The organism is Mycobacterium sp. E2497 (genome assembly GCF_001668695.1).
GTDB lineage: Bacteria > Actinomycetota > Actinomycetes > Mycobacteriales > Mycobacteriaceae > Mycobacterium.
In genome coordinates, this window is sequence record NZ_LZKD01000017.1 from 1 (window position 1) to 20,258 (window position 20,258).

At 69.3% G+C, this 20,258-nt stretch carries 20 protein-coding genes; 14 read left to right on the top strand and 6 right to left on the bottom strand.

Going from position 1 to position 20,258, the window contains the following annotated elements; all coding sequences use genetic code 11:
- The coding region (locus tag A5713_RS00970; RefSeq protein ID WP_156751694.1) for an SDR family NAD(P)-dependent oxidoreductase at positions 1-287 on the bottom strand (287 nt) is incomplete at its 3' end.
- A 59-nt stretch (positions 288-346) separates the two neighbouring features.
- On the opposite strand from A5713_RS00970, the gene echA20 reads away from it, so the two are divergent.
- The 7 genes from echA20 to A5713_RS01005 all read left to right on the top strand — a co-directional run bounded on the left by echA20 (position 347) and on the right by A5713_RS01005 (position 5,782).
- Positions 347-1,105, top strand: a complete 759-nt coding sequence (gene echA20, locus A5713_RS00975; protein WP_068091563.1) for a (7aS)-7a-methyl-1,5-dioxo-2,3,5,6,7,7a-hexahydro-1H-indene-carboxyl-CoA hydrolase — start codon at positions 347-349, stop codon at positions 1,103-1,105.
- Positions 1,102-1,986, top strand: coding sequence for a cholesterol ring-cleaving hydrolase subunit IpdA (ipdA, locus tag A5713_RS00980; protein WP_068091566.1), 885 nt, complete (start codon positions 1,102-1,104; stop codon positions 1,984-1,986). The genes echA20 and ipdA overlap by 4 nt, the downstream gene beginning before the upstream one ends.
- On the top strand, positions 1,983-2,726 hold the full coding sequence (gene ipdB / locus A5713_RS00985) for a cholesterol ring-cleaving hydrolase subunit IpdB (protein WP_067925396.1): 744 nt from the start codon (positions 1,983-1,985) through the stop codon (positions 2,724-2,726). Before ipdA ends, ipdB begins: the two co-directional genes overlap by 4 nt.
- 52 nt (positions 2,727-2,778) lie before the next feature.
- Positions 2,779-3,852, top strand: a complete 1,074-nt coding sequence (ipdC, locus tag A5713_RS00990) for a (3aS,4S,5R,7aS)-5-hydroxy-7a-methyl-1-oxo-octahydro-1H-indene-4-carboxyl-CoA dehydrogenase (RefSeq protein WP_068091569.1) — start codon at positions 2,779-2,781, stop codon at positions 3,850-3,852.
- Between the two features lie 54 nt (positions 3,853-3,906).
- A complete protein-coding gene (locus tag A5713_RS00995; RefSeq protein WP_067922846.1) occupies positions 3,907-4,329 on the top strand; it encodes a nitroreductase family deazaflavin-dependent oxidoreductase in 423 nt (140 codons plus the stop codon).
- Between the two features lie 68 nt (positions 4,330-4,397).
- Positions 4,398-5,045 carry a SatD family protein gene (locus A5713_RS01000; protein WP_068091571.1) on the top strand — a complete coding sequence of 216 codons (648 nt, stop codon included), beginning with the start codon at positions 4,398-4,400 and terminating at the stop codon, positions 5,043-5,045.
- The gene (locus tag A5713_RS01005; RefSeq protein WP_067922852.1) at positions 5,042-5,782 is read left to right on the top strand and encodes a hypothetical protein; all 741 of its coding nucleotides are present in this window, start codon (positions 5,042-5,044) and stop codon (positions 5,780-5,782) included. The genes A5713_RS01000 and A5713_RS01005 overlap by 4 nt, the downstream gene beginning before the upstream one ends.
- A 99-nt stretch (positions 5,783-5,881) precedes the next feature.
- Here A5713_RS01005 and fadA6 read toward each other — a convergent pair whose 3' ends face one another.
- Genes fadA6 through ipdE1 form a run of 4 tightly spaced genes read right to left on the bottom strand, consistent with a single transcriptional unit; the run spans position 5,882 to position 9,670 of the window.
- On the bottom strand, positions 5,882-7,042 hold the full coding sequence (gene fadA6 / locus A5713_RS01010) for a steroid 3-ketoacyl-CoA thiolase FadA6 (RefSeq protein WP_068091574.1): 1,161 nt from the start codon (positions 7,040-7,042) through the stop codon (positions 5,882-5,884).
- A 2-nt stretch (positions 7,043-7,044) separates the two neighbouring features.
- Complete coding sequence (kstR2, locus tag A5713_RS01015; protein WP_102419465.1) at positions 7,045-7,647, bottom strand: TetR family transcriptional regulator KstR2; 603 nt, start codon at positions 7,645-7,647, stop codon at positions 7,045-7,047.
- A gap of 45 nt (positions 7,648-7,692) precedes the next feature.
- Positions 7,693-8,481, bottom strand: a complete 789-nt coding sequence (ipdF, locus tag A5713_RS01020; RefSeq protein ID WP_068091581.1) for a (5R,7aS)-5-hydroxy-7a-methyl-1-oxo-2,3,5,6,7,7a-hexahydro-1H-indene-carboxyl-CoA reductase — start codon at positions 8,479-8,481, stop codon at positions 7,693-7,695.
- Positions 8,482-8,509: 28 nt separating this feature from the next.
- On the bottom strand, positions 8,510-9,670 hold the full coding sequence (gene ipdE1, locus A5713_RS01025) for an acyl-CoA dehydrogenase IpdE1 (RefSeq protein ID WP_067922868.1): 1,161 nt from the start codon (positions 9,668-9,670) through the stop codon (positions 8,510-8,512).
- A gap of 84 nt (positions 9,671-9,754) precedes the next feature.
- On the opposite strand from ipdE1, the gene fadD3 reads away from it, so the two are divergent.
- Genes fadD3 through A5713_RS01050 form a run of 5 tightly spaced genes read left to right on the top strand, consistent with a single transcriptional unit; the run spans position 9,755 to position 15,561 of the window.
- Positions 9,755-11,314 (top strand): 3-((3aS,4S,7aS)-7a-methyl-1,5-dioxo-octahydro-1H-inden-4-yl)propanoate--CoA ligase FadD3, encoded by a 1,560-nt coding sequence (gene fadD3, locus A5713_RS01030; RefSeq protein WP_068091584.1) that lies wholly within the window; start codon positions 9,755-9,757, stop codon positions 11,312-11,314.
- Position 11,315: 1 nt separating this feature from the next.
- Positions 11,316-12,449, top strand: a complete 1,134-nt coding sequence (locus A5713_RS01035) for an acyl-CoA dehydrogenase family protein (protein ID WP_068091587.1) — start codon at positions 11,316-11,318, stop codon at positions 12,447-12,449.
- Complete coding sequence (locus tag A5713_RS01040) at positions 12,446-13,408, top strand: acyl-CoA dehydrogenase family protein (protein ID WP_197516261.1); 963 nt, start codon at positions 12,446-12,448, stop codon at positions 13,406-13,408. The genes A5713_RS01035 and A5713_RS01040 overlap by 4 nt, the downstream gene beginning before the upstream one ends.
- 48 nt (positions 13,409-13,456) lie before the next feature.
- The gene (locus tag A5713_RS01045) at positions 13,457-14,407 is read left to right on the top strand and encodes an acyl-CoA dehydrogenase family protein (protein WP_068091590.1); all 951 of its coding nucleotides are present in this window, start codon (positions 13,457-13,459) and stop codon (positions 14,405-14,407) included.
- Positions 14,404-15,561: a pyridoxal phosphate-dependent aminotransferase gene (locus A5713_RS01050; protein ID WP_068091593.1), complete on the top strand. Its 1,158-nt coding sequence runs from the start codon at positions 14,404-14,406 to the stop codon at positions 15,559-15,561. Before A5713_RS01045 ends, A5713_RS01050 begins: the two co-directional genes overlap by 4 nt.
- On the opposite strand, the gene A5713_RS01055 is transcribed toward A5713_RS01050, so the two are convergent.
- Complete coding sequence (locus A5713_RS01055; protein ID WP_068091595.1) at positions 15,558-16,388, bottom strand: arylamine N-acetyltransferase; 831 nt, start codon at positions 16,386-16,388, stop codon at positions 15,558-15,560. The two genes, A5713_RS01050 and A5713_RS01055, sit on opposite strands and share 4 nt — an antisense overlap.
- A gap of 98 nt (positions 16,389-16,486) precedes the next feature.
- On the opposite strand from A5713_RS01055, the gene A5713_RS01060 reads away from it, so the two are divergent.
- The gene (locus A5713_RS01060; RefSeq protein WP_068091597.1) at positions 16,487-17,092 is read left to right on the top strand and encodes a DsbA family protein; all 606 of its coding nucleotides are present in this window, start codon (positions 16,487-16,489) and stop codon (positions 17,090-17,092) included.
- 150 nt (positions 17,093-17,242) lie between these two features.
- On the top strand, positions 17,243-20,258 hold a 3,016-nt coding region (locus A5713_RS01065; RefSeq protein ID WP_068091600.1), incomplete at its 3' end, for a serine/threonine-protein kinase.

A 20,258-nucleotide genomic window follows, 5' to 3' on the forward strand; every position in this document is an offset into this window, starting at 1 on the left:
ACGTACGGCGAACCGCCGGCGTTGTTGACCACCACGTCGAGCCGGCCGTGCTTCTCGACGATGGCGTCGATCAGCGCCTTGACGGCGTCGTCGTCGCGGACGTCGCAGGAATGGAACTCATAGGGCAACCCCTCGACGGCCCGCCGCGCACAGGTGACGACGGTCGCGCCCTGCCCGGCGAAGACCGAGCTGATGCCGGCGCCCACGCCGCGGACCCCCCCGGTGACCAGAACCACCCGGCCGGCCAGCCCCAAGTCGATGGCGTCGGGTACTTCGGCGCGAGTCACTGTGCTAGCGTACCAAGCAAGTGCTTGCTTAGGTAGTTACCCCACAAGGAAGTGGCACCTTGCCCATCACATCCACAACCACCGAACCGGGCATCGTCGCGGTCACCGTCGACTTCCCCCCGGTCAACGCCATCCCGTCACGCGGCTGGTTCGAACTGGCCGACGTCATCACGGCCGCCGGCCACGATCCCGAGACCCACGTCGTCATCCTGCGGGCCGAGGGCCGCGGGTTCAACGCCGGGGTCGACATCAAGGAGATGCAGCGCACCGAGGGATTCACCGCGCTGATCGACGCCAACCGCGGCTGCTTCGCCGCCTTCCGCGCGGTCTATGAGTGCGCGGTACCCGTCGTAGCCGCGGTCAACGGGTTCTGCGTCGGCGGCGGCATCGGCCTGGTCGGCAACTCCGACGTCATCGTGGCCTCCGACGACGCCACGTTCGGACTGCCCGAGGTGGAGCGCGGCGCCCTGGGCGCGGCCACCCACCTGTCCCGGTTGGTGCCCCAGCATTTGATGCGGCGGCTCTTCTTCACCGCCGCCACCGTGGACGCCGCCACCCTGCACCACTTCGGTTCGGTGCACGAGGTGGTGCCGCGCGACCAACTGGACGAGGCGGCGTTACGGGTCGCCCGCGACATCGCCGCCAAGGACACCCGCGTCATCCGCGCGGCCAAGGAGGCGCTCAACCTCATCGACGTGCAGCGGGTCAACTCGAGTTACCGCATGGAGCAAGGGTTTACGTTCGAGCTCAATCTGGCCGGAGTGGCCGACGAGCACCGCGACGCGTTCGCCGGTACGGCGAAGGGCAAGGACAAGTGAGCGACAAGAGGACCAGCCTGGACGAGGTCGTCGCCCAACTGCGCAGCGGCATGATGATCGGCATCGGCGGCTGGGGTTCGCGGCGCAAGCCGATGGCGTTCGTGCGGGCCATGCTGCGCACCGACATCAAAGACTTGACCATCGTCACCTACGGTGGCCCGGATCTGGGCCTGCTGTGCTCGGCCGGCAAGGTGAAACGCGCCTACTACGGCTTCGTCTCGCTGGACTCCCCGCCCTTCTACGACCCCTGGTTCGCCAAGGCCCGTACCAGCGGCGCGATCGAGGCCCGCGAGATGGACGAGGGCATGCTGCGGTGCGGCCTGCAGGCGGCCGCGCAACGCCTGCCGTTCCTGCCGATCCGGGCCGGGCTGGGCAGCTCGGTGCCCGACTTCTGGGAGGGCGAGCTGCGGACCGTGACCAGCCCGTACGCCGCGCCCGAGGGCGGTCACGAGACGCTGATCGCGATGCCGGCGCTGCGCCTGGACGCGGCGTTCGTCCACCTCAATCTCGGTGACTCCCGCGGCAATGCGGCCTACACCGGGATCGATCCCTACTTCGACGACCTGTTCCTGATGGCCGCCGACAAGCGCTTCCTGTCGGTGGAGCGCGTCGTCTCCACCGAGGAGCTGGTCAAGGCCGTTCCCCCGCAGGCCCTGCTGGTGAACCGGATGATGGTCGACTCCGTCGTGGAGGCGCCGGGTGGCGCCCACTTCACCACCGCCGCGCCGGATTACGGCCGCGACGAGAAATTCCAGCGGCATTACGCCGAAGCCGCCTCGACCGAAGAGGGCTGGCAGAAGTTCGTCCAGACCTACCTGTCCGGCAGCGAGGACGACTACCAGGCGGCCGTTCGCGCATTCGCAGAGGAGGCCGCCAAGTGAGCAGCACCCGCGCCGAAGTGTGCGCAGCCGCGTGCGCCGACTTGTTCGCCGGAGCGGGCGAGATCATGGTCAGCCCGATGACCAACATGGCCTCGGTCGGGGCCCGCCTTGCGCGGCTGACCTTTTCACCGGACATCCTGCTGACCGACGGCGAGGCGCAGTTGCTCGCGGACACCCCGGCGCTGGGCAAGACGGGGCCCGTCGAGGGCTGGATGCCGTTCGGCCGGGTGTTCGAAACGCTGGCCTGGGGACGCCGGCACGTGGTGATGGGCGCCAATCAGGTTGACCGCTTTGGCAATCAGAACATTTCTGCGTTCGGTCCACTGCAACACCCGACCCGGCAGATGTTCGGCCTGCGGGGTGCGCCGGGGAACGCGATCAACCACGCCACCAGCTATTGGGTGGGCAACCACTCCAAGCGGGTGTTCTGCGAGGCGGTCGACGTGGTCTGCGGCATCGGCTGGGACAAGGTGGACCCGGACAATCCGGCGTTCCGCTTCGCCAACACCTACCGGGTGGTGTCCAACCTCGGGGTGTTCGACTTCGGCGGCCCCGATCACACCATGCGGGCGCTGACGCTGCACCCGGGGGTATCGCCCGACGAGGTTCGTGAGGCCACGTCGTTCGAGGTGCACGGCGTGGACGAGGCGGGCGAGACCAGGCTGCCGACGGACGAAGAGCTCCGCCTGATCCGCGAGGTGATCGATCCGAAATCCCTGCGCGACAGGGAGATCCGTTGATGATTGTTCCGCCTCCTCCTCATCGCTTCGCTCTGCATCGTCGGCGGTGGGTATGAAGTTGCGCACGCCGCTGACCGAACTGGTCGGTGTCGAGCACCCGGTGGTGCAAACCGGGATGGGCTGGGTGGCCGGCGCCCGGCTGGTGTCCGCGACGGCAAACGCGGGCGGGCTGGGCATCCTGGCATCGGCCACCATGACACTGGACGAGTTGGCGACGGCGATCGGCAAGGTCAAGGCCGCCACCGACAAGCCGTTCGGCGTGAACATCCGCGCCGACGCCGCCGACGCCGGCGACCGCGTCGACCTGATGATCCGCGAGGGCGTCAAGGTGGCGTCGTTCGCGCTGGCACCCAAGCAGGAGCTCATCGCCCGGCTGAAAGAGGCCGGCGCCGTGGTGATTCCGTCGATCGGTGCGGCCAAGCACGCGCGCAAGGTCGCGGCCTGGGGCGCCGACGCGATGATCGTGCAGGGCGGCGAGGGGGGCGGACACACCGGACCCGTCGCCACCACGCTGCTGCTGCCGTCGGTGCTGGACGCCGTGCAGGGCACCGGAATCCCGGTGATCGCCGCCGGGGGATTCTTCGACGGGCGCGGACTGGCGGCCGCGCTGAGCTACGGCGCCGCGGGCGTGGCGATGGGCACCCGCTTCCTGCTGACCTCCGATTCGACGGTGCCCGACGCCGTCAAGCGGCGCTACCTGGATGCGGCCTTGGACGGCACGGTGGTCACCACCCGCGTGGACGGCATGCCGCACCGCGTCCTGCGCACCGGACTGGTCGAGAGGCTGGAAAGCGGTTCGCCGGTAAGGGGTCTCACCGCCGCCGTCCGCAATGCCGCGAAGTTCAAGCACATGTCGCAGATGACGTGGCGATCGATGATCAGCGACGGCCTGGCCATGCGCCACGGCAAGGAACTGACCTGGTCACAGGTGGTGATGGCGGCCAACACGCCGATGCTGCTGAAGGCCGGGCTGGTCGAGGGCAACACCGAGGCCGGCGTGCTGGCCTCAGGCCAGGTGGCCGGCATCCTCGAGGACCTGCCGTCGTGCTCCGAACTGATCGACTCGATAGTGCGGGACGCGATCAAGCATCTACGGGCGGCGTCGGCGCTCGTCGAAGAACGATAAGCCGGCGACCAAAGACCCTGGCATCGGGTCGGTGCGCCGCGTCACCCTGGACGAATGATCACACTGGAACCGGCAACCTGGCCCACTCCGTTTTTGAACGCGATTCGCACTTCCAACAAATACCTGCTCAACCCGCTGATGCTGCGGCTGGCCGGCCGCAAGAACTGGTATGCGGCCGCGATCGAGCACACCGGACGGCGGTCGGGCAAGGTGTACTCCACACCGGTCGTCGCCGAGCGAATCGACGACGGTTTCGTCATACCGCTGCCCTACGGCACCGACGTCGACTGGTTGCAGAACATTCGTGCCGCGGGGCGAGCGACCATCTCCTCACACGGCGAGAAGTACGAGGTGGTCCACCCCGAGATCATCGACGCGGCCGAGGCCCTGCCTCTGCTGTCGGCCTCCCGCCGACGCACGTTTGAACGGGTCGGCATCGAGGCTTACGTCAGGGTCAAGGACCAGCCGACGAGCTGAGCAGCGTCTCGATCCGTCTCAATTTAGTTCCATACTTAATAATGAACAAATGAAGCTATAATCTTCATATGGCTAGAATGAAGGCATCGCCTTCAATTCGCGCGACGTTGATCGGCGATGTCGTGGGGTCCCGCCGCGCCCGCGACCGCGCCGCCCTCCATCGACACGTCGCCGCAGCGCTCGGCCGAGTGGCGGCCGACGCGATCGACCCGCCGTCGTTCACCGTCGGGGACGAGTTTCAGGGCAGCTTTCCCACCCTCGGTGGTGCCATCGATGCAGCGTTGACCGTGCGCCTGCTACTCGCGCCCGACATCGACGTCCGATTCGGGCTGGGATGGGGCGCGGTGACCGTTCTCGATGCCGATGCGGGAATCCAGGACGGGCCGGGGTGGTGGACCGCCCGGGAGGCCATCCAGCAGACTGCGGCGGTCCAGCGGCAGCCTGGCTTCACGCTGGTGCGCACGACATTTCGGGCGGACAGCGAGACACGCACCGACGTCGCGGCGGTCAACGCGGCGCTGATTTGTCGGGACCATCTGCTTGGATCACTCGACGAGAGATCGTTGCGGATTGTGAGGGGGCTGATGACCGGGCGGACCAAGAGGGAGCTCGCCGACGCCGAGGGCATCAGCCCGTCGGCGGTGTCGCAGCGCGCGAGCCGCGACGGTTTGGATCTGATTGTCGTTGCCAGCCAATACCTTCGGAGCCTGCAGTGAGCGCCATCGCCGTCCTGCTTACGGCGCTCGGCATCGCCGACCTGTGTCGCAGGGCGGTCCGCGCGGCATGGGTGCCGCTGGTCGTCGGACCGGTCGTGGTGGCGGCGGTCGCGGCGCTGGGCGCGCTGTGGCGTGCCGGTGACATCCCGCTACTCATCCTGGCGGCCGCCTCCGTCGTGGCATGGGAATGGCTGTGCGCGCGCAGTGAACGCACCGGCGGCCACCAAGCCGCGCCGCTGGCGGTGTTCGCCGCGACACTGGCGCTGCTGACGTTGATGTCCGGATGGTCGTCCTCGGTCAACGGTGCCATCGCGCGGTGGGTGGGCTGGGTGCACTTGGCACTCGGCCATGTCACCCCCAACCAGCTGCTCATGATCGTCGGCGTGGTGCTGGTGCAGTTCGCGACCGCGAACCAGCTGGTCCGCCTGGTGCTCGGCTCGGTCGGAGCGGTACGCCCGGCGGGCGAGCCGCAACCGTCGGACCGACTCAAGGGCGGCCGGCTGCTGGGACCGCTGGAACGCCTGCTGATCCTGAGCCTGGGCGTCGGCGGGCAGGTGGCCGCGGCCAGCGCCGTCGTCGCCGCCAAGGGCATCATCCGCTTCCCCGAGTTGACCGCCCAGAAGGGCCGCGACGGCCAGGTCGGCATCGACGAGGTGACCGAGTACTTCCTGGTCGGCAGCTTCACCAGTTGGGCGTTGGCTCTCGGCGGGATCGGCCTGGCGCTGGCCGCCCGGTAAGTTCCCGCGATGAAGGTGCCCTGCCGATAGCGGAGCAGGTCGCTGCTCACCCGGACGATTGTCCAGCCCAAGTCGGCCAACGCGAAAGCGCGAAAGCCGTTACAGCCGTTCGATGATGGTGACGTTCGCGGTGCCGCCGCCCTCGCACATCGTCTGCAAGCCGTAGCGGCCGCCGATGCGTTCGAGCTCGTTGAGCATCGTGGTGAAGAGCTTGGCGCCGGTGGCACCCAGCGGATGGCCGAGGGCGATCGCACCACCGTTGGGGTTGACCTTCTCCGGATCGGCCTTCGTCTCCTTGAGCCAGGCCATGACCACCGGTGCGAACGCCTCGTTGATCTCGACGGTGTCGATGTCGTCGATCGACAGACCGGTCTTGTCGAAGGCGTGCCGGGTGGCGGGGATGGGCCCGGTCAACATGAACACCGGGTCGGCGGCCCTGGCGCTGATGTGGTGGATGCGCGCCCGCGGGGTCAGCTTGTGATCCTTGACCGCCTGCTCGGAAGCCAGCAGCACCGCGCTGGCACCGTCGGAGATCTGGCTGGCCATCGCCGCCGTCAGCCGACCGCCTTCGACGAGTGTCTTGAGGCCGGCCATCTTCTCCAGCGACGACTCGCGGGGCCCCTCGTCGACCCGGAACGGCCCGGATTCCGTTTCCACGGTGATGATTTCGTTGTCGAAGTGACCGGCGCGAATCGCGGCGAACGCGCGCTCGTGGCTGGTCAGCGAAAACTGCTCCATCTCTTCACGGGACAGGTTCCACTTCTCGGCGATCATCTCCGCGCCGCGGAACTGAGAGATCTCCTGGTCGCCGTACCGGTGCAGCCACTGCTTGGATTCGTTGGTCGGCGAGGTGAACCCGAACTGCTCGCCCACGGTCATCGCCGACGAGATCGGGATCTGGCTCATGTTCTGCACGCCACCGGCCACGATGAGGTCGGCAGTTCCCGACATGATCGCCTGGGCGCCAAAGGAAATCGCCTGCTGGCTGGAACCGCACTGCCGGTCGACGGTGACACCCGGGACCTCTTCGGGGTAGCCCGCGGCCAGCCACGACAGCCGCGCGATGTTGCCCGCCTGCGCGCCGATGGCGTCGACGCAACCGGCGATCACGTCGTCGACGGCGGCGGGGTCGACGTCAACCCGGTCGAGCAGTCCGCGCCAACCCAGGGCACCGAGGTCCACGGGATGTACACCGGCCAGCGACCCGTTGCGCTTGCCCACCGCGGTGCGCACAGCGTCGATGACGTACGCCTCAGCCATTTTCAAACTCCTTCTTTGGTAATCCCACCGAGAACGATGGCGAGGTATTGCTGTCCCACCTGTTGGGCGCTGAGGGGGCCGCCGGGCTGATACCAGCGCACCGACACCCAGGTGGTGTCACGAATGAAACGGTAGACGAGGTCGACGTTGAGGTCGGGCTGGAAGTAACCCTCGTCGATGCCCTGGTTGATCACCTCGACCCACATCTTGCGTTGCTGGCGGTTCATGTCCTCGATGTAGGAGAACCGGGGCTGCGACAACAACCGCTGGGCTTCGTCCTGGTAGATGACCACCTGCGCGTGCCGGTGCTCGATCGCCTCGAACGACGCCATGAACAGCCCCTTGAGCCGCTCCAGCGGGTTGGCCTCGCTGTCCACGATTTCGCGGTAGCGGGCGAACAACCACTCCAGGAAACTGCGCAGCAACTCGTCGACCATCTCCTCCTTGGAGGAGAAATGATGGTAGAGGCTGCCGGACAGGATGCCCGCGCTGTCGGCGATGTCGCGCACGGTCGTTGCGCGCAGGCCGCGCTCGGCGAACATGGTCGCGGCGAGTTCCAACAACTCGTCGCGGCGGCTGTTCGCCTGACCGGCCACTCGCTCCACCCGATCAGAGTATCAACCAAGCGCTTGCTTGGCTAGCTGGTCCGATCAGGGATGCTGGCTGGACACCGAGATGACCTCGCCGGTCAGATAGCTGGAATAGTCGCTGGCCAGAAACGCGATGGTGGCGGCCACCTCCCAGGGCTCGGCGGCGCGCCCGAACGCTTCACCGGCCGACAACCGGTCGAGCAGGTCCGCCGACGTCGTCTTGTCCAGGAACTTGTGGCGGGCGATGCTCGGGGACACCGCGTTGATCCGAACCCCGTAGTCGACGGCTTCGATTGCGCTGCAACGGGTTAACGCCATCACCCCGGCTTTGGCGGCCGCATAGTGCGACTGTGAGTGCTGCGCCCGCCAGCCCAGCACGCTGGCGTTGTTGACGATCACGCCGCCATGGTCGGCGTCGCGGAAGTAGGCCAACGCCGCCCGGGTGGCCCGGAACACCGACGACAGGGTCACGTCCAGGACGCGGTCCCACTCGTCGTCGGTCATATCCACCACCGGCGTCTGCCCGCCGAGCCCGGCGTTGTTGACCAACACGTCGAGCCGGCCCATCCGTGCCGTGGTCGAGGCGATCAGCGCGTCCACCTGCGCGGTGGACGTCACGTCGCACAGCACGCCCTCGACCCGGCCCAGCCCCAGCCCGGACAGCTCGTCGGCGGTCTCCCCCAGCCGCCGTTCGTGGTGATCGGACACCACCACGTCGGCGCCCTCGACCAGGGCCCGTCGCGCCGTCGCCGAGCCGATGCCGGTGCCCGCCGCCGCGGTTACGACGACCACCTTTCCCTGCAGAAGCCCATGCCCGGCAACCTCTTTCGGAGCTTCGGACAGGCTCATGCTTCCTCCTCAGTCTTCGCGCAAGCGCTCATCCCTTTACCTCCCGGGGCAGGCCGAGCACCCGCTCGGCGATGATGTTGCGCTGGATCTCGTTGGACCCGCCGTAGATGGTGTCGGCACGGGTGAACAGGAACAACCGCTGCCACTCGTCGAATTCGCCGTCCGAGAGGGTCATCCCGGGCTTGCCGACGACGTCCATCGCCAGCTCGCCCAGCGAGCGATGCCAGTTGGCCCACAACAACTTCGACACGTTATCTTTCCCGGCGGCCCGGCCGCCTCCTTCGACGTCCATGGTGGCCAGCGCGTAGGACCGCATCGCGCGCAGCCCGGTCCACGCCCGGGCCAGCCGCGCCCGGATAAAGGGATCGTCGGCGGCGCCGTTGCGCCGCGCGAGGCCGGCGAGGTTGGAAAGCTCACGGGCGTAGCGGATCTGCTGCCCGAGCGTCGAGACGCCGCGCTCGAAGGTCAGCGTGCCCATCGCCACGCGCCAACCGTCGCCGGGCTGTCCGACCACCAGGCCGGCCTCGGTGCGCGCGTCGTCGAAGAAGACCTCGTTGAATTCCGAGTCACCGGTCAGCTGGACGATGGGGCGGACCTCCACCCCCGGCTGATCAAGCGGCACCAGCAGGTAGGACAACCCGGCATGCCGCTTGGAGCCCTTCTCGGTCCGGGCCACCACAAAGCACCACTGCGCCCAGTGCGCCAACGACGTCCACACCTTCTGACCGTTGATCACCCACTGGTCGCCGTCGAGCTCGGCGGTGGTGGACACGTTGGCCAGATCGCTGCCGGCGCCCGGCTCGGAGTAGCCCTGACACCACAGCTCGGTGACATCGAGGATCTTGGGCAGGAACCGCTGCTGCTGCTCGGGGGTGCCGAAGGCGATCAGCGTCGGGCCGAGCAGCTCCTCGCCGAAGTGGTTGACCTTGTCCGGGGCATCGGCGCGGGCGTACTCCTCGTAGAACGCGACGCGGTGCGCGGTGGACAGCCCCCGGCCCCCGTGTTCCACCGGCCAGCCCAGACAGGTCAGTCCGGCCTTGGCGAGATGCTGATTCCATGCCCGGCGCTCCTCGAACGCCTCGTGCTCGCGCCCGGGCCCGCCAAGACCCTTCAGGGCCGCGAATTCGCCGACCAGATTGTCGGCGAGCCACTGGCGGACCTCCGCCCGGAACTCCTCGACGTCCTGCATGCCCTGTAGGCTAACCTACCAAGCACTTGCTTTGTTAGGCCGTCGGTAACTGCGCACCGCGGACCGAACCTAGAGGAGCATTCGATGACCAGGGCCCACGCCTATAGGGCAGGGGACGATCCCCGCACCGTGCCCGCGGCGCTGGACCGTTTGGCGAGTCAGCTCCCCGGCCACGACGCCCTGATCACCGACGAGCGGACCTTCACGTCGGTCGAGCTGCGCGATGAGGTGCACCGGGCGGCGGCCGCGCTCATCAGCCTCGGTGTGGCAGCGGGGGACCGCGTGGCCATCTGGTCGCCGAACACCTGGCACTGGGTGGTCGCCTGCCTGGCGATTCACCACGCCGGCGCGGCCATGGTGCCGCTGAACACCCGCTACACCGCCGAGGAAGCCGGCGACATCCTCGCCCGCACCGCTGCGCCCGTGCTGTTCGGGATGGGCCGCTTCCTGGGCAACGACCGCTTCGCCGACCTGGATCGCCAGGCCCTGCCGGCGCTGCGGCACATCGTCAGAATCCCGATCGACGCCGATGACGGGACGTGGGACGACTTCATCGCGCGGGGCACCGACCTCGGTGCGGTGGCCGAGCGCGCCGCCGCCGTCACCCCCGACGACGTCAGCGACATCCTGTTCACCTCCGGCACCACCGGCCGCAGCAAAGGCGTGCTCTGCGCGCATCGGCAGTCGCTGTCGGCCTCGGCGTCGTGGGCCGCCAACGGCAAGATCACCAGCGACGACCGGTACCTGTGCATCAACCCGTTCTTCCACAACTTCGGCTACAAGGCCGGCATCCTGGCCTGCCTGCAGACCGGCGCCACGCTGATCCCGCACCTGACGTTCGACCCGCTGCGCGCGCTGCAGGCGATCGAGCGGCACCGCATCACCGTGTTGCCCGGGCCGCCCACCATCTATCAGACGCTGCTGGACCATCCGCAGCGCACGGACTACGACCTGAGCTCGCTGCGGTTTGCGGTGACGGGGGCCGCCACCGTGCCCGTCGTATTGGTCGAACGCATGCAGTCCGAGCTCGACATCGACATCGTGCTGACCGCCTACGGGCTGACGGAGGCGAACGGCATGGGCACCATGTGCCGCGCCGACGATGACGCGGTCACCGTCGCGACCACGTGCGGGCGCCCGTTCGCCGATTTCGAATTGCGCATCGACGCAAGCACTCCCGGCGAGGCCGGTGAGGTGTTGCTGCGCGGACCGAACGTGATGCTGGGTTACCTCGACGACCCGGAGGCGACGGCGGCGGCCATCGACGCGGACGGCTGGCTGCACACCGGGGACATCGGCGCGGTCGACGCGGCCGGCAACCTGCGCATCACCGACCGGCTCAAGGACATGTACATCTGCGGCGGGTTCAACGTCTACCCCGCCGAGGTCGAGCAGGTGCTGGCCCGGATGGAGGGGGTGGCCGACGCGGCGGTGATCGGCGTTCCCGACGAGCGGCTCGGCGAGGTCGGCCGGGCATTCGTGGTGGCCCGGCCCGGTGCCGACCTCGACGAGCAATCCGTGATCGCTTACACCCGTGAACATCTGGCGAACTTCAAGGCCCCGCGGTCGGTGCGGTTCGTCGACGCGTTGCCGCGCAATCCGGGCGGCAAGGTGGTCAAACCACAACTGCGAGAGTGGACCTGACGTGGATCTGGAACTGGACGAAGACACCCTGGCGTTGCAGGCCGAGGTGCGGGACTTCTTGTCGGCGAACGCCGATGCGATCCCGACGAAGTCCTACGACAACGCCGAAGGCTTTGCCCAGCACCGGTATTGGGACCGGGTGCTGTTCGACGCCGGACTGTCGGTCATCACGTGGCCCAAGAAGTACGGCGGCCGCGACGCGCCGCTGCTGCACTGGGTGGTGTTCGAGGAGGAATACTTCCGCGCGGGCGCCCCGGGCCGGGCCAGCGCGAACGGCACCTCGATGCTCGCCCCGACGCTCTTCGCGCACGGCACCGAAGAGCAGCTGGACCGCATCCTGCCGAAAATGGCCAGCGGGGAACAGATCTGGGCGCAAGCCTGGTCGGAGCCCGAATCCGGCAGCGACCTGGCCTCGCTGCGGTCGACCGCAACCAAGACCGACGGAGGCTGGCTGCTCAACGGGCAGAAGATCTGGAGCTCCCGCGCACCGTTCGCCGAAATGGGTTTCGGATTGTTCCGGTCGGACCCCCAAGCCCAGCGGCACCACGGCCTGACGTACTTCATGTTCGACCTGAAGGCCAAGGGCGTCACCGTGCGACCCATCGTCCAGCTCGGCGGCGACACCGGCTTCGGCGAGATCTTCCTCGACGACGTCTTCGTCCCCGACCACGACGTGATCGGCACGCCGAACGAGGGCTGGCGGGCGGCGATGAGCACGTCGAGCAACGAGCGCGGCATGTCGTTGCGCAGCCCGGCCCGCTTCCTCGCGGCGGCCGAACGATTGGTGCAACTGTGGAAGGACCGCGGCTCCCCCGCGGCGTTCGCCGACCGGGTGGCCGACGCGTGGATCAAGGCCCAGGCCTACCGCCTGCAGACGTTCGAGACCGTGACCAGGCTGGCGGCCGGCGGTGAACTCGGCGCCGAATCGTCGGTGACCAAGGTGTTCTGGTCGGACCTCGACGTGGCGATACATCAAACCGCGCTGGACATCCTCGGCGCGGACGGCGAGCTGGCCGGCCAGTGGACCGACGGGCTGCTCTTCGCGCTGGGCGGCCCGATCTATGCCGGCACCAACGAAATCCAGCGCAACATCATCTCCGAACGGCTGTTGGGCCTGCCCCGAGAGAAGAAGTGACCGTGGAATTCCAACTGGACGAACAGCAGCGCGACTTCGCGGCCAGCATCGACGCCGCGCTCGGTGCGGCCGGCCTGCCCGGCGCGATCCGCGCGTGGGCCGCGGGCGACACCGCGCCCGGCCGCAAGGTGTGGGGGCAGCTGGCCGACCTCGGCGTCACCGCCCTGGCGGTGCCCGAGAAGTTCGATGGCATCGGGGCACACCCGGTCGACCTGGTGGTGGCGCTCGAACGCCTCGGACGCTGGTGCGTGCCAGGGCCGGTGACCGAATCCATCGCCGTGGCACCGGTTCTGCTGGCGGACGATGAGCGCTGCGCGGGCTTGGCTTCCGGCGAGCTCATCGCCACCGTCGCAATGCCGCCGCAGGTTCCGCGCGCCGTCGACGCCGATGCGGCCGGGTTGGTGCTGTTGGCCACCGACGACGGCGTGAGCGAGGCGGCCCCGGGTGAAGAGCACGAGTCCGTCGACCCCAGCCGGCCGCTCTACGACGTGACCGCAACCGGGGCCAGTTGGCAGGCGGACGTCAAGCGCGCCTACGAGTTCGGCGCGCTGACCACCGCCGCGCAGCTGGTCGGCGCGGCCGAGGCGCTGCTGCGCGACACCGTCGACTATGCCAAGCAGCGGTCACAATTCGGCCGGGTGATCGGTTCCTATCAGGCGATCAAGCACAAGCTCGCCGACGTGCACACGGCGATCGAGCTGGCCCGGCCGCTGCTGTACGGCGCGGCCCTGGCTCTGGCCGACCACCCCGACCAGAGCGCGCGGGATGTCAGCGCGGCCAAGGCCGCCGCTTCCGAGGCGGGCCTGCTGGCGGCCCGCTCGGCGCTGCAGACCCACGGCGCCATCGGGTTCACCCAGGAGCATGATCTGTCCCTGTGGTTGCTGCGGGTGCAGGCGTTGCGTTCGGCCTGGGGTACCCCCGACGCGCATCGGCGGCGAGTGCTGGAGGCCCTGTCATGACTCGCGCCGCGACGATGCAGAACGTAGCGATGGGGAGGAGCGGCGCTCATGACTGAAGAACGGGAGATGCTGCGGGAGACCGTCGCGGCCCTGGTGGCCAAGCACGCCAACCCGGGGGCGGTCCGCGCGGCGATGGAGTCCGAGTGCGGTTACGACCAGTCGCTGTGGCAGCTGCTGTGCGAACAGGTCGGCGCCGCCGCGCTGGTGATCCCCGAGGAGCTGGGCGGCGCGGGCGGCGAACTGGCCGACGCCGCAACGGTTTTGCAGGAGCTGGGCCGGGCGCTGGTGCCCTCCCCCCTGCTGGGCACCACGCTGGCGGAGCTGGCCCTGCTGGCCGCGCCCGAGCCCGACGCCGAGACGCTGGGCGGCCTCGCCGAAGGCACCTCGATCGGGGCGCTGGTGCTCGACGCCGACTACGTGGTCAACGGCGGCATCGCCGACGTCGTGGTCGCCGCGGACGACGGCCGGTTGAGCAGGTGGACGCGATTCAGCGCGGAGCCCGTCGCCACGATGGATCCGACCCGCCGGCTCGCGCGGGTGCGGCCGGAGCAGGCCGATCCGATCGGCGTCGACCCCGGCATCGCCGACACCGCGGCCATCCTGCTCGCCGCCGAGCAGATCGGCGCGGCCGAACGCTGCCTCGAGCTCACCGTCGAATACGCCAAGAACCGGGTGCAATTCGGGCGGCCGATCGGCAGCTTCCAGGCGCTCAAGCACCGGATGGCCGATCTGTACGTCATGATCGCCGCGGCGAAGGCCGTCGTTGCCGACGCGTGCAACGACCCCACGCCGACCAACGCGGCCACCGCGCGCCTGGCCGCGACCGAGGCGCTGTGCGCGGCGGCGGCCGAAGGCATCCAACTGCACGGCGGGATCGCGATCACCTGGGAGCACGACATGCAGCTGTACTTCAAACGCGCCCACGGCAGCGCGCACCTGCTCGACACCCCGCGCGAAGTGCTCGCACGACTGGAAGCCGAGGTGCTCGAAACGTCGTGAACGACCACGTCGCACAGCGCGCCGCCATCCCACCGTTCTATGTGATGGACGTGTGGCTGGCGGCCGCCGAGCGTCAGCGCAGCCACGGCGACCTGGTGAACCTGTCGGCCGGCCAGCCCAGCGTGGGAGCGCCGGAGCCGGTGCGCGCGGCCGCGGCCGCGGCCCTGCACCTCAACGAGCTGGGCTACAGCGTGACACTCGGCATCCCCGAGCTGCGCGCGGCGATAGCCGCGGATTACCAACGCCAGCACGGGCTGGTCGTCGAGCCCGACGACGTGGTGGTCACCACGGGTTCCTCCGGCGGATTCCTGCTCGCCTTTCTGGCGTGCTTCGACGCGGGTGATCGGGTCGCGCTGGCCAGTCCCGGCTACCCGTGTTATCGAAACATCCTGTCCGCGTTGGGATGTGAGGTGGTCGAGATCCCATGCGGACCCCAGACCCGCTTCCAGCCCACCGTGGCGATGCTCGCCGAACTCAACCCGCCCGTGCAGGGCGTGATCGTCGCCAGCCCCGCCAACCCCACCGGAACGGTCATCGCGCCGTCCGAACTGGCCGCCATCGCGTCGTGGTGCGAGACGTCCGGGGTGCGGCTGATCAGCGACGAGGTCTACCACGGCCTGATCTACGAGGGCGCGCCACCGACCAGCTGCGCCTGGCAGACCTCGCGAGACGCCGTGGTGGTCAACAGCTTTTCGAAGTATTACGCGATGACGGGTTGGCGGCTCGGCTGGATGCTGGTGCCGTCGCCGCTACTGCGCGCAGTCGACCGCCTGACCGGCAACTTCACCATCTGCCCGCCGGTGCTGTCGCAGATCGCCGGGGTGGCGGCCTTCACCCCGGAGGCGACCGCCGAGGCCGACGGCAACCTGCACCACTACGCGACCAACCGCGCGCTGTTGCTGGACGGGCTGCGTCGAATCGGCATCGACCGGCTGGCCCCCACCGACGGCGCGTTCTACGTTTACGCCGACGTGTCCGACCACACCGACGACTCGATGGCGTTCTGCTCGAAACTGTTGAAGGACACCGGCGTTGCCATCGCGCCGGGCATCGATTTCGATATCGCGCACGGCAATTCCTTCGTCCGATTCTCGTTCGCCGGGCCGACGGGCGACATCGAAGAGGCGCTGCGGCGAATCGGCGCCTGGCTCTAAGCGTCCAGGAGCTTGTCCAGGCATGCCTCGAGCGCGCCGCGGCCGGCGGCGTCGGACACGTTGATGCCGAACCGGTCCCTGAGGGTGTCGACCACCCCCGCCGCGTCGTCGAGGCGGATCTTCTCGGTGCCGTCGGCGCGGTGGATGGCCAGGTTCCGGCCGGCCAGGTTCAGTCGGGCGTCGTCGGTGACGCGCGCCGCCGTCAGTCCGGTCACGAAGTGCGACGAGGGGTGCGTCGAGACGAACCAGCTGCCCACTTGCAGATCGACGTCGGGCGCCGTCCGGGTGCTGAACTCGTAGAGCGGCTGCCACTCCCCGCGGACCTGGGCCTGCAACACCAGGCCGTCGCCGCGGTCCTCCAGCCGGTACGGCTCGTGCGTCGTCCGCTGCACGCTGCCGGTCTCGATGCGCAGCGCCGAGGGCGGTGTCATCCCGCCGAAGCCCACGTCGACGAGGTAAGCACCGTGGGAGCCGGGGAACGTCACGGCCAGCACGGTGTGGGTCTGCGGCGGTGACGGTGAGTCGGGCGGCCGCATCCACACCACCCGGCCAGCCAGGCGCCGCACCCGGAAGCCGATCTCGGCCAGCACGTAGCCCATCAAGCCGTTCTGCTCGTAGCAATAGCCGCCGCGGCCCCGCTGAACCAGTTTGCCGGCCAGGGCGGCCGGGCTCAGGTCGTCGACCGGCACCCCCAGCACCGGATCGAGATTCTCGAAGGGAATCGCTTTGGTGTGCGCGCCGACCAAAGCCTGCAGGACCTCGAGCGTGGGCGCCGCGGCGCCGCCATAGCCGATGCGGTTGAAGTACTCGCCCAGGTTCAGCGTCATAGAAACCATTCTGCTGGCAACCCCGTCAGGGGGCGTGCGACGGCCGGTAGCGGGTATGCCACCCGTCAGCCCAACCCTTGGCGCGAAGGAGGAACCCCGTGGCCGACGTCGACCTCTACCTCGATCCGGTCTGTCCGTTCTCCTGGGTGACGGCGCGCTGGCTGCGCGACGCCGCTCGGTCCACGCAGACGCCGGTCGTCCTGCGGCAGATGAGCCTGGCGGTGCTCAACGAAGGCCAGGACGCCGACGACACCAAACAGCAACGCATGATGGAGCGCTCGACGCGGCTGGGACGCCTGTTCGCCGCGGCCGTGAACGAGCGTGGCCCCGACGCGTTCGAGGGCCTCTACGACTCGATAGGCGGGTGCATCCATGTGCGCGGGGACCAACTCGACGCGGACGCGATCCGCGAAGCACTCGCCGAGAGCGGCCTCGAGGAACGCCTCGCCGAAGCGCTCGACGACAGCGGCCTCGACGAAGCGGTGCGGCGGGCGCACCGGGCCAGCCAGGATGCCCTGGGCGACGAGGCGGGCAGCCCGATCATCGCGGTCGGCGGCCGCGCCTTCTCCGGGCCGGTACTGACCCGGGCGCCGAACGGGCACGACGGTGTCCGACTGCTCGAGGCGGTGCTCACCATGGCCGGCGTTCCCGAATTCGCCGCGCTGCAACGGCCGCACCAGGGTCCCCCGACCATCGACCGCTGAGTCAGGCGGCCCGCCGCCGCCGGCTAACTGTTCCGGGGCCCGGTCACGGCCTGGGCGACCAAGGTTGCCGAAAGACACACCGGCGAGGTGGTGAGCGCTTAACCTTGAGCTCGCCCATCACATGATTCGCGGAGGGTCGAGCGCCAGCAAATGCCTGAAGAGCCCCGTTCCGACAATGTCGCACCGGTACCGAGCGGCATCGCCGCGGAGCTGGCGGCCGCGGGGTTCGAGGATGCGCGCCAGGTGGCCCGGGGCGGGGCGGGGGTCATCTACTGCTGCTACGAGACCGCGCTCGGGCGAAGCGTTGCGGTGAAGGTGCTGCCGTCGCACATCGACGACGACAGCAGGGAACGGTTCCTGCGCGAGGGCTACGCGATGGGCGGCCTCTCCGGGCATCCGAACATCGTCAACATCCTGCGGGTCGGCGTCACCGGGAGCGGCAAGCCCTACATCGTGATGCCGTATCACTCTGCGGATTCGCTGGCGGTGCGGCTGCGCCGCGAAGGGCCGGTGCCCTGGCCCGAGGCATTGCACATCGGTGTAAAGCTTTGCGGCGCACTGGAAACCGCGCACCGGGCCGGGACCTTGCACCGCGACATCAAGCCGGCCAACATCCTGGTCAACGATTACGGCGAGCCGCAGCTCAGCGATTTCGGGATCGCCCACATCGAAGGCGGGTACGAGACGGCGACCGGGTTCTTCTCCGGCACCATCGATTTCACCGCCCCGGAGGTGATGACGGGCAACCCGGCGACGGTTGCCTCCGACATGTACTCCCTGGGCGCCACGCTCTACGCGCTGATCGCGGGCAACGCCGCGCACGAGCGCAAGAAGGGCGAGGACCTGATTGCGCAGTATCTGCGGATCAGCACCACCGGGATCCCGGACATGCGTCCCGACGGCATTCCCGACGCGGTGTGCTCGGCGATCGAGAGGGCGATGTCGATCGATCCCGCCGAGCGGCCCGCCTCGGCTGAGGAGTTCGGCCGCGAGCTGCAGGCCGCGCAGCGCCGCAACGGTCTGAAACCCGACGCGATGGCCATCACCGGCCGCCCCTCGGCCGTGGCGGATCTCCCGCACGCCGCGCCGGTGCCACCCGGCATTCACGGCGAGGCGGCGCGGCCGCCCGCCCCCAACACGTCGAGCATGGCCGCACCCCCGGCGGCGCCCGCGGGGCACGACGACCCGACCTCCGCCATCAGCGCCCCAGTCGACCACGCGCTGGAGACCGCCCCTTTTCCGCAATCCGGACCCGCCGAGCTGTCCGAGGCTGCCAGCCTGCTGCGCGGCGGGCACGGGTCGGCGACGCAACCGAAAGTGCAGCCACCCAAGGCCGTGCCGTCGGGTCGAGGCGGCGGCGTCCAGGGGCCGCCGCGCAGCCCCGGGGCCCGCCTGGCCGGGTGGTTCGCGGAACCGGGCAAGAAGCGAAACCGCATCGCGTTGGCGGCCGGCGCTCTCGCCGCCGTCTTGCTGGTGGTGGCCGCCGGCGTCTATTTCGCGCTTCCGAACGACAACAACGCCGGCCCGAAGGGCGCTTCCGGACAGCCGACCGCGCAGCCGCCCATGGAGTGGAAGCCGATCACCAACGCGCGCATTTCGCGCGACGCGGCGGCCACCACCCAGGCCGACGGCACGATCTGGATCTTCGGCGGGATCCGCAGCGACGGCGGGCTCACCGGGCTGCAGGAGGGGTACGACCCCGTCATCGACAGCTGGAAGGTCGGCGACGACCTGCCGGTGCCCGTTTCACACGCGATGGCGGTCACCTGGCAGGGCAACCCCGTCGTGCTCGGCGGCTGGAAGTCCGCGGGCGGCAAGAACGTGCCGAGCGACCAGGTCTGGCGGATCATCAACAGCCGCTGGGTCGAGCTTCCGCACCTGCTGCAACCCCGGGCGGCCGCGGCGGCGGCCGTGGTCGGCGACCGCCTGGTGGTCGCCGGCGGTGTCGACGCGAGCGGCGCGCTGCTGAACACCACCGAGGTGTTCGACGGCAACACCTGGACCCTGGGCGCGCCCATCCCGACCCCGCGTCAACTGCTGGCGGGGGCCTCGGACGGGAAGCTGATGTACACCGTGGGCGGCACCAACGGCACCGCGGACCTGGCGACGGTCGAGGCATACGACCCGGCCGCCAAGACCTGGACCGCGTTGCCCGCGCTGAGCCAGGCGCGCAGCGATTTCGGCGTGGCGATCGTCGACGGGCGTCTGGTCGCGGCGGGCGGCGTATCGGCGGGGCAGCTCCTCAAGAGCGTCGCCGCCTTCGACCTGATGACGAAGACGTGGTCGGGTCTGCCCGACATGACCACCGCCCGGCACGGCATGGCCGTCGACGCCGTGGAGAAGTCCGTCTACGCGATCGGCGGGTCGACCGCCGTCGGCGACGGCCAGCTCACCTCGTCGGCGGAAGCGCTGAAACTGCCGGCCCGCCGGATCCAGCCGGCGTCGCAGTGGCGCTCGCTGCCCGACGCACCGACGCCCCGGCTGATGATGGCCTGGGCCGTCCAGGGCGACAAGATCTGGATCGTGGGCGGCCTGCGCAACGGCGCGGTGCTGCAGACCGTCGAGAGCTACGACCCGCGCACCGGCGCCTGGCAGCCCGGGCCGCCGCTGCCCATCCCGCTGCATCACGCGACCGCGGCGACCTATCGCGGCGAAGTCGTGGTGCTCGGCGGCGCGAGCGATCAGCTCGCCGACGCATCCAACAAGGTGTTCGCGCTGCGCGGCGGCAGTTGGGTCGAACTGCCGCATCTCACCCACGCGCGCGCCGCCCCTGCCGCGGCGGTGGTGGGTGACAAGCTCGTCGCGGTCGGCGGCCAGAACGCCAAGCAACTCGTTCCGCAGACGGAGGTCTTCGACGGCAGCTCGTGGAAGGACGCCGCCGACATGCCCACGCCGCGCGAACACCTGGCGGCGGTGTCGGACGGCACCTACGTGTACGCGATCGGCGGGCGGTTCCTCTCCGCCGACAAGAACTCCGCGGCCAATGAGCGGTTCGACCCGCAATCGGGCACCTGGACCAAGCTGGTGGGCATGCCGACCCCGCGCGGCAGCTACGGCGCGACCTACATCGACGGCCGCATCGTGGTGGCCGGCGGCGAGGAACCGACGATGGTGCTCAACGTCGTGGAGATGTACGACATCGCCGACGGGAAGTGGAGCACCCTGC

What these genes read in the sequence shown, in the direction of transcription:
- ipdC (WP_068091569.1), top strand. Translation starts at nt 2,779, where the DNA reads ATGAAGTTGCGCACGCCGCTGACCGAACTGGTCGGTGTCGAGCACCCG.
- A5713_RS00995 (WP_067922846.1), top strand. Translation starts at nt 3,907, where the DNA reads ATGATCACACTGGAACCGGCAACCTGGCCCACTCCGTTTTTGAACGCG.
- A5713_RS01000 (WP_068091571.1), top strand. Translation starts at nt 4,398, where the DNA reads ATGGCTAGAATGAAGGCATCGCCTTCAATTCGCGCGACGTTGATCGGC.
- fadA6 (WP_068091574.1), bottom strand. Translation starts at nt 7,042, where the DNA reads ATGGCTGAGGCGTACGTCATCGACGCTGTGCGCACCGCGGTGGGCAAG.
- ipdF (WP_068091581.1), bottom strand. Translation starts at nt 8,481, where the DNA reads ATGAGCCTGTCCGAAGCTCCGAAAGAGGTTGCCGGGCATGGGCTTCTG.
- ipdE1 (WP_067922868.1), bottom strand. Translation starts at nt 9,670, where the DNA reads ATGCAGGACGTCGAGGAGTTCCGGGCGGAGGTCCGCCAGTGGCTCGCC.
- fadD3 (WP_068091584.1), top strand. Translation starts at nt 9,755, where the DNA reads ATGACCAGGGCCCACGCCTATAGGGCAGGGGACGATCCCCGCACCGTG.
- A5713_RS01045 (WP_068091590.1), top strand. Translation starts at nt 13,457, where the DNA reads ATGACTGAAGAACGGGAGATGCTGCGGGAGACCGTCGCGGCCCTGGTG.
- A5713_RS01055 (WP_068091595.1), bottom strand. Translation starts at nt 16,388, where the DNA reads ATGACGCTGAACCTGGGCGAGTACTTCAACCGCATCGGCTATGGCGGC.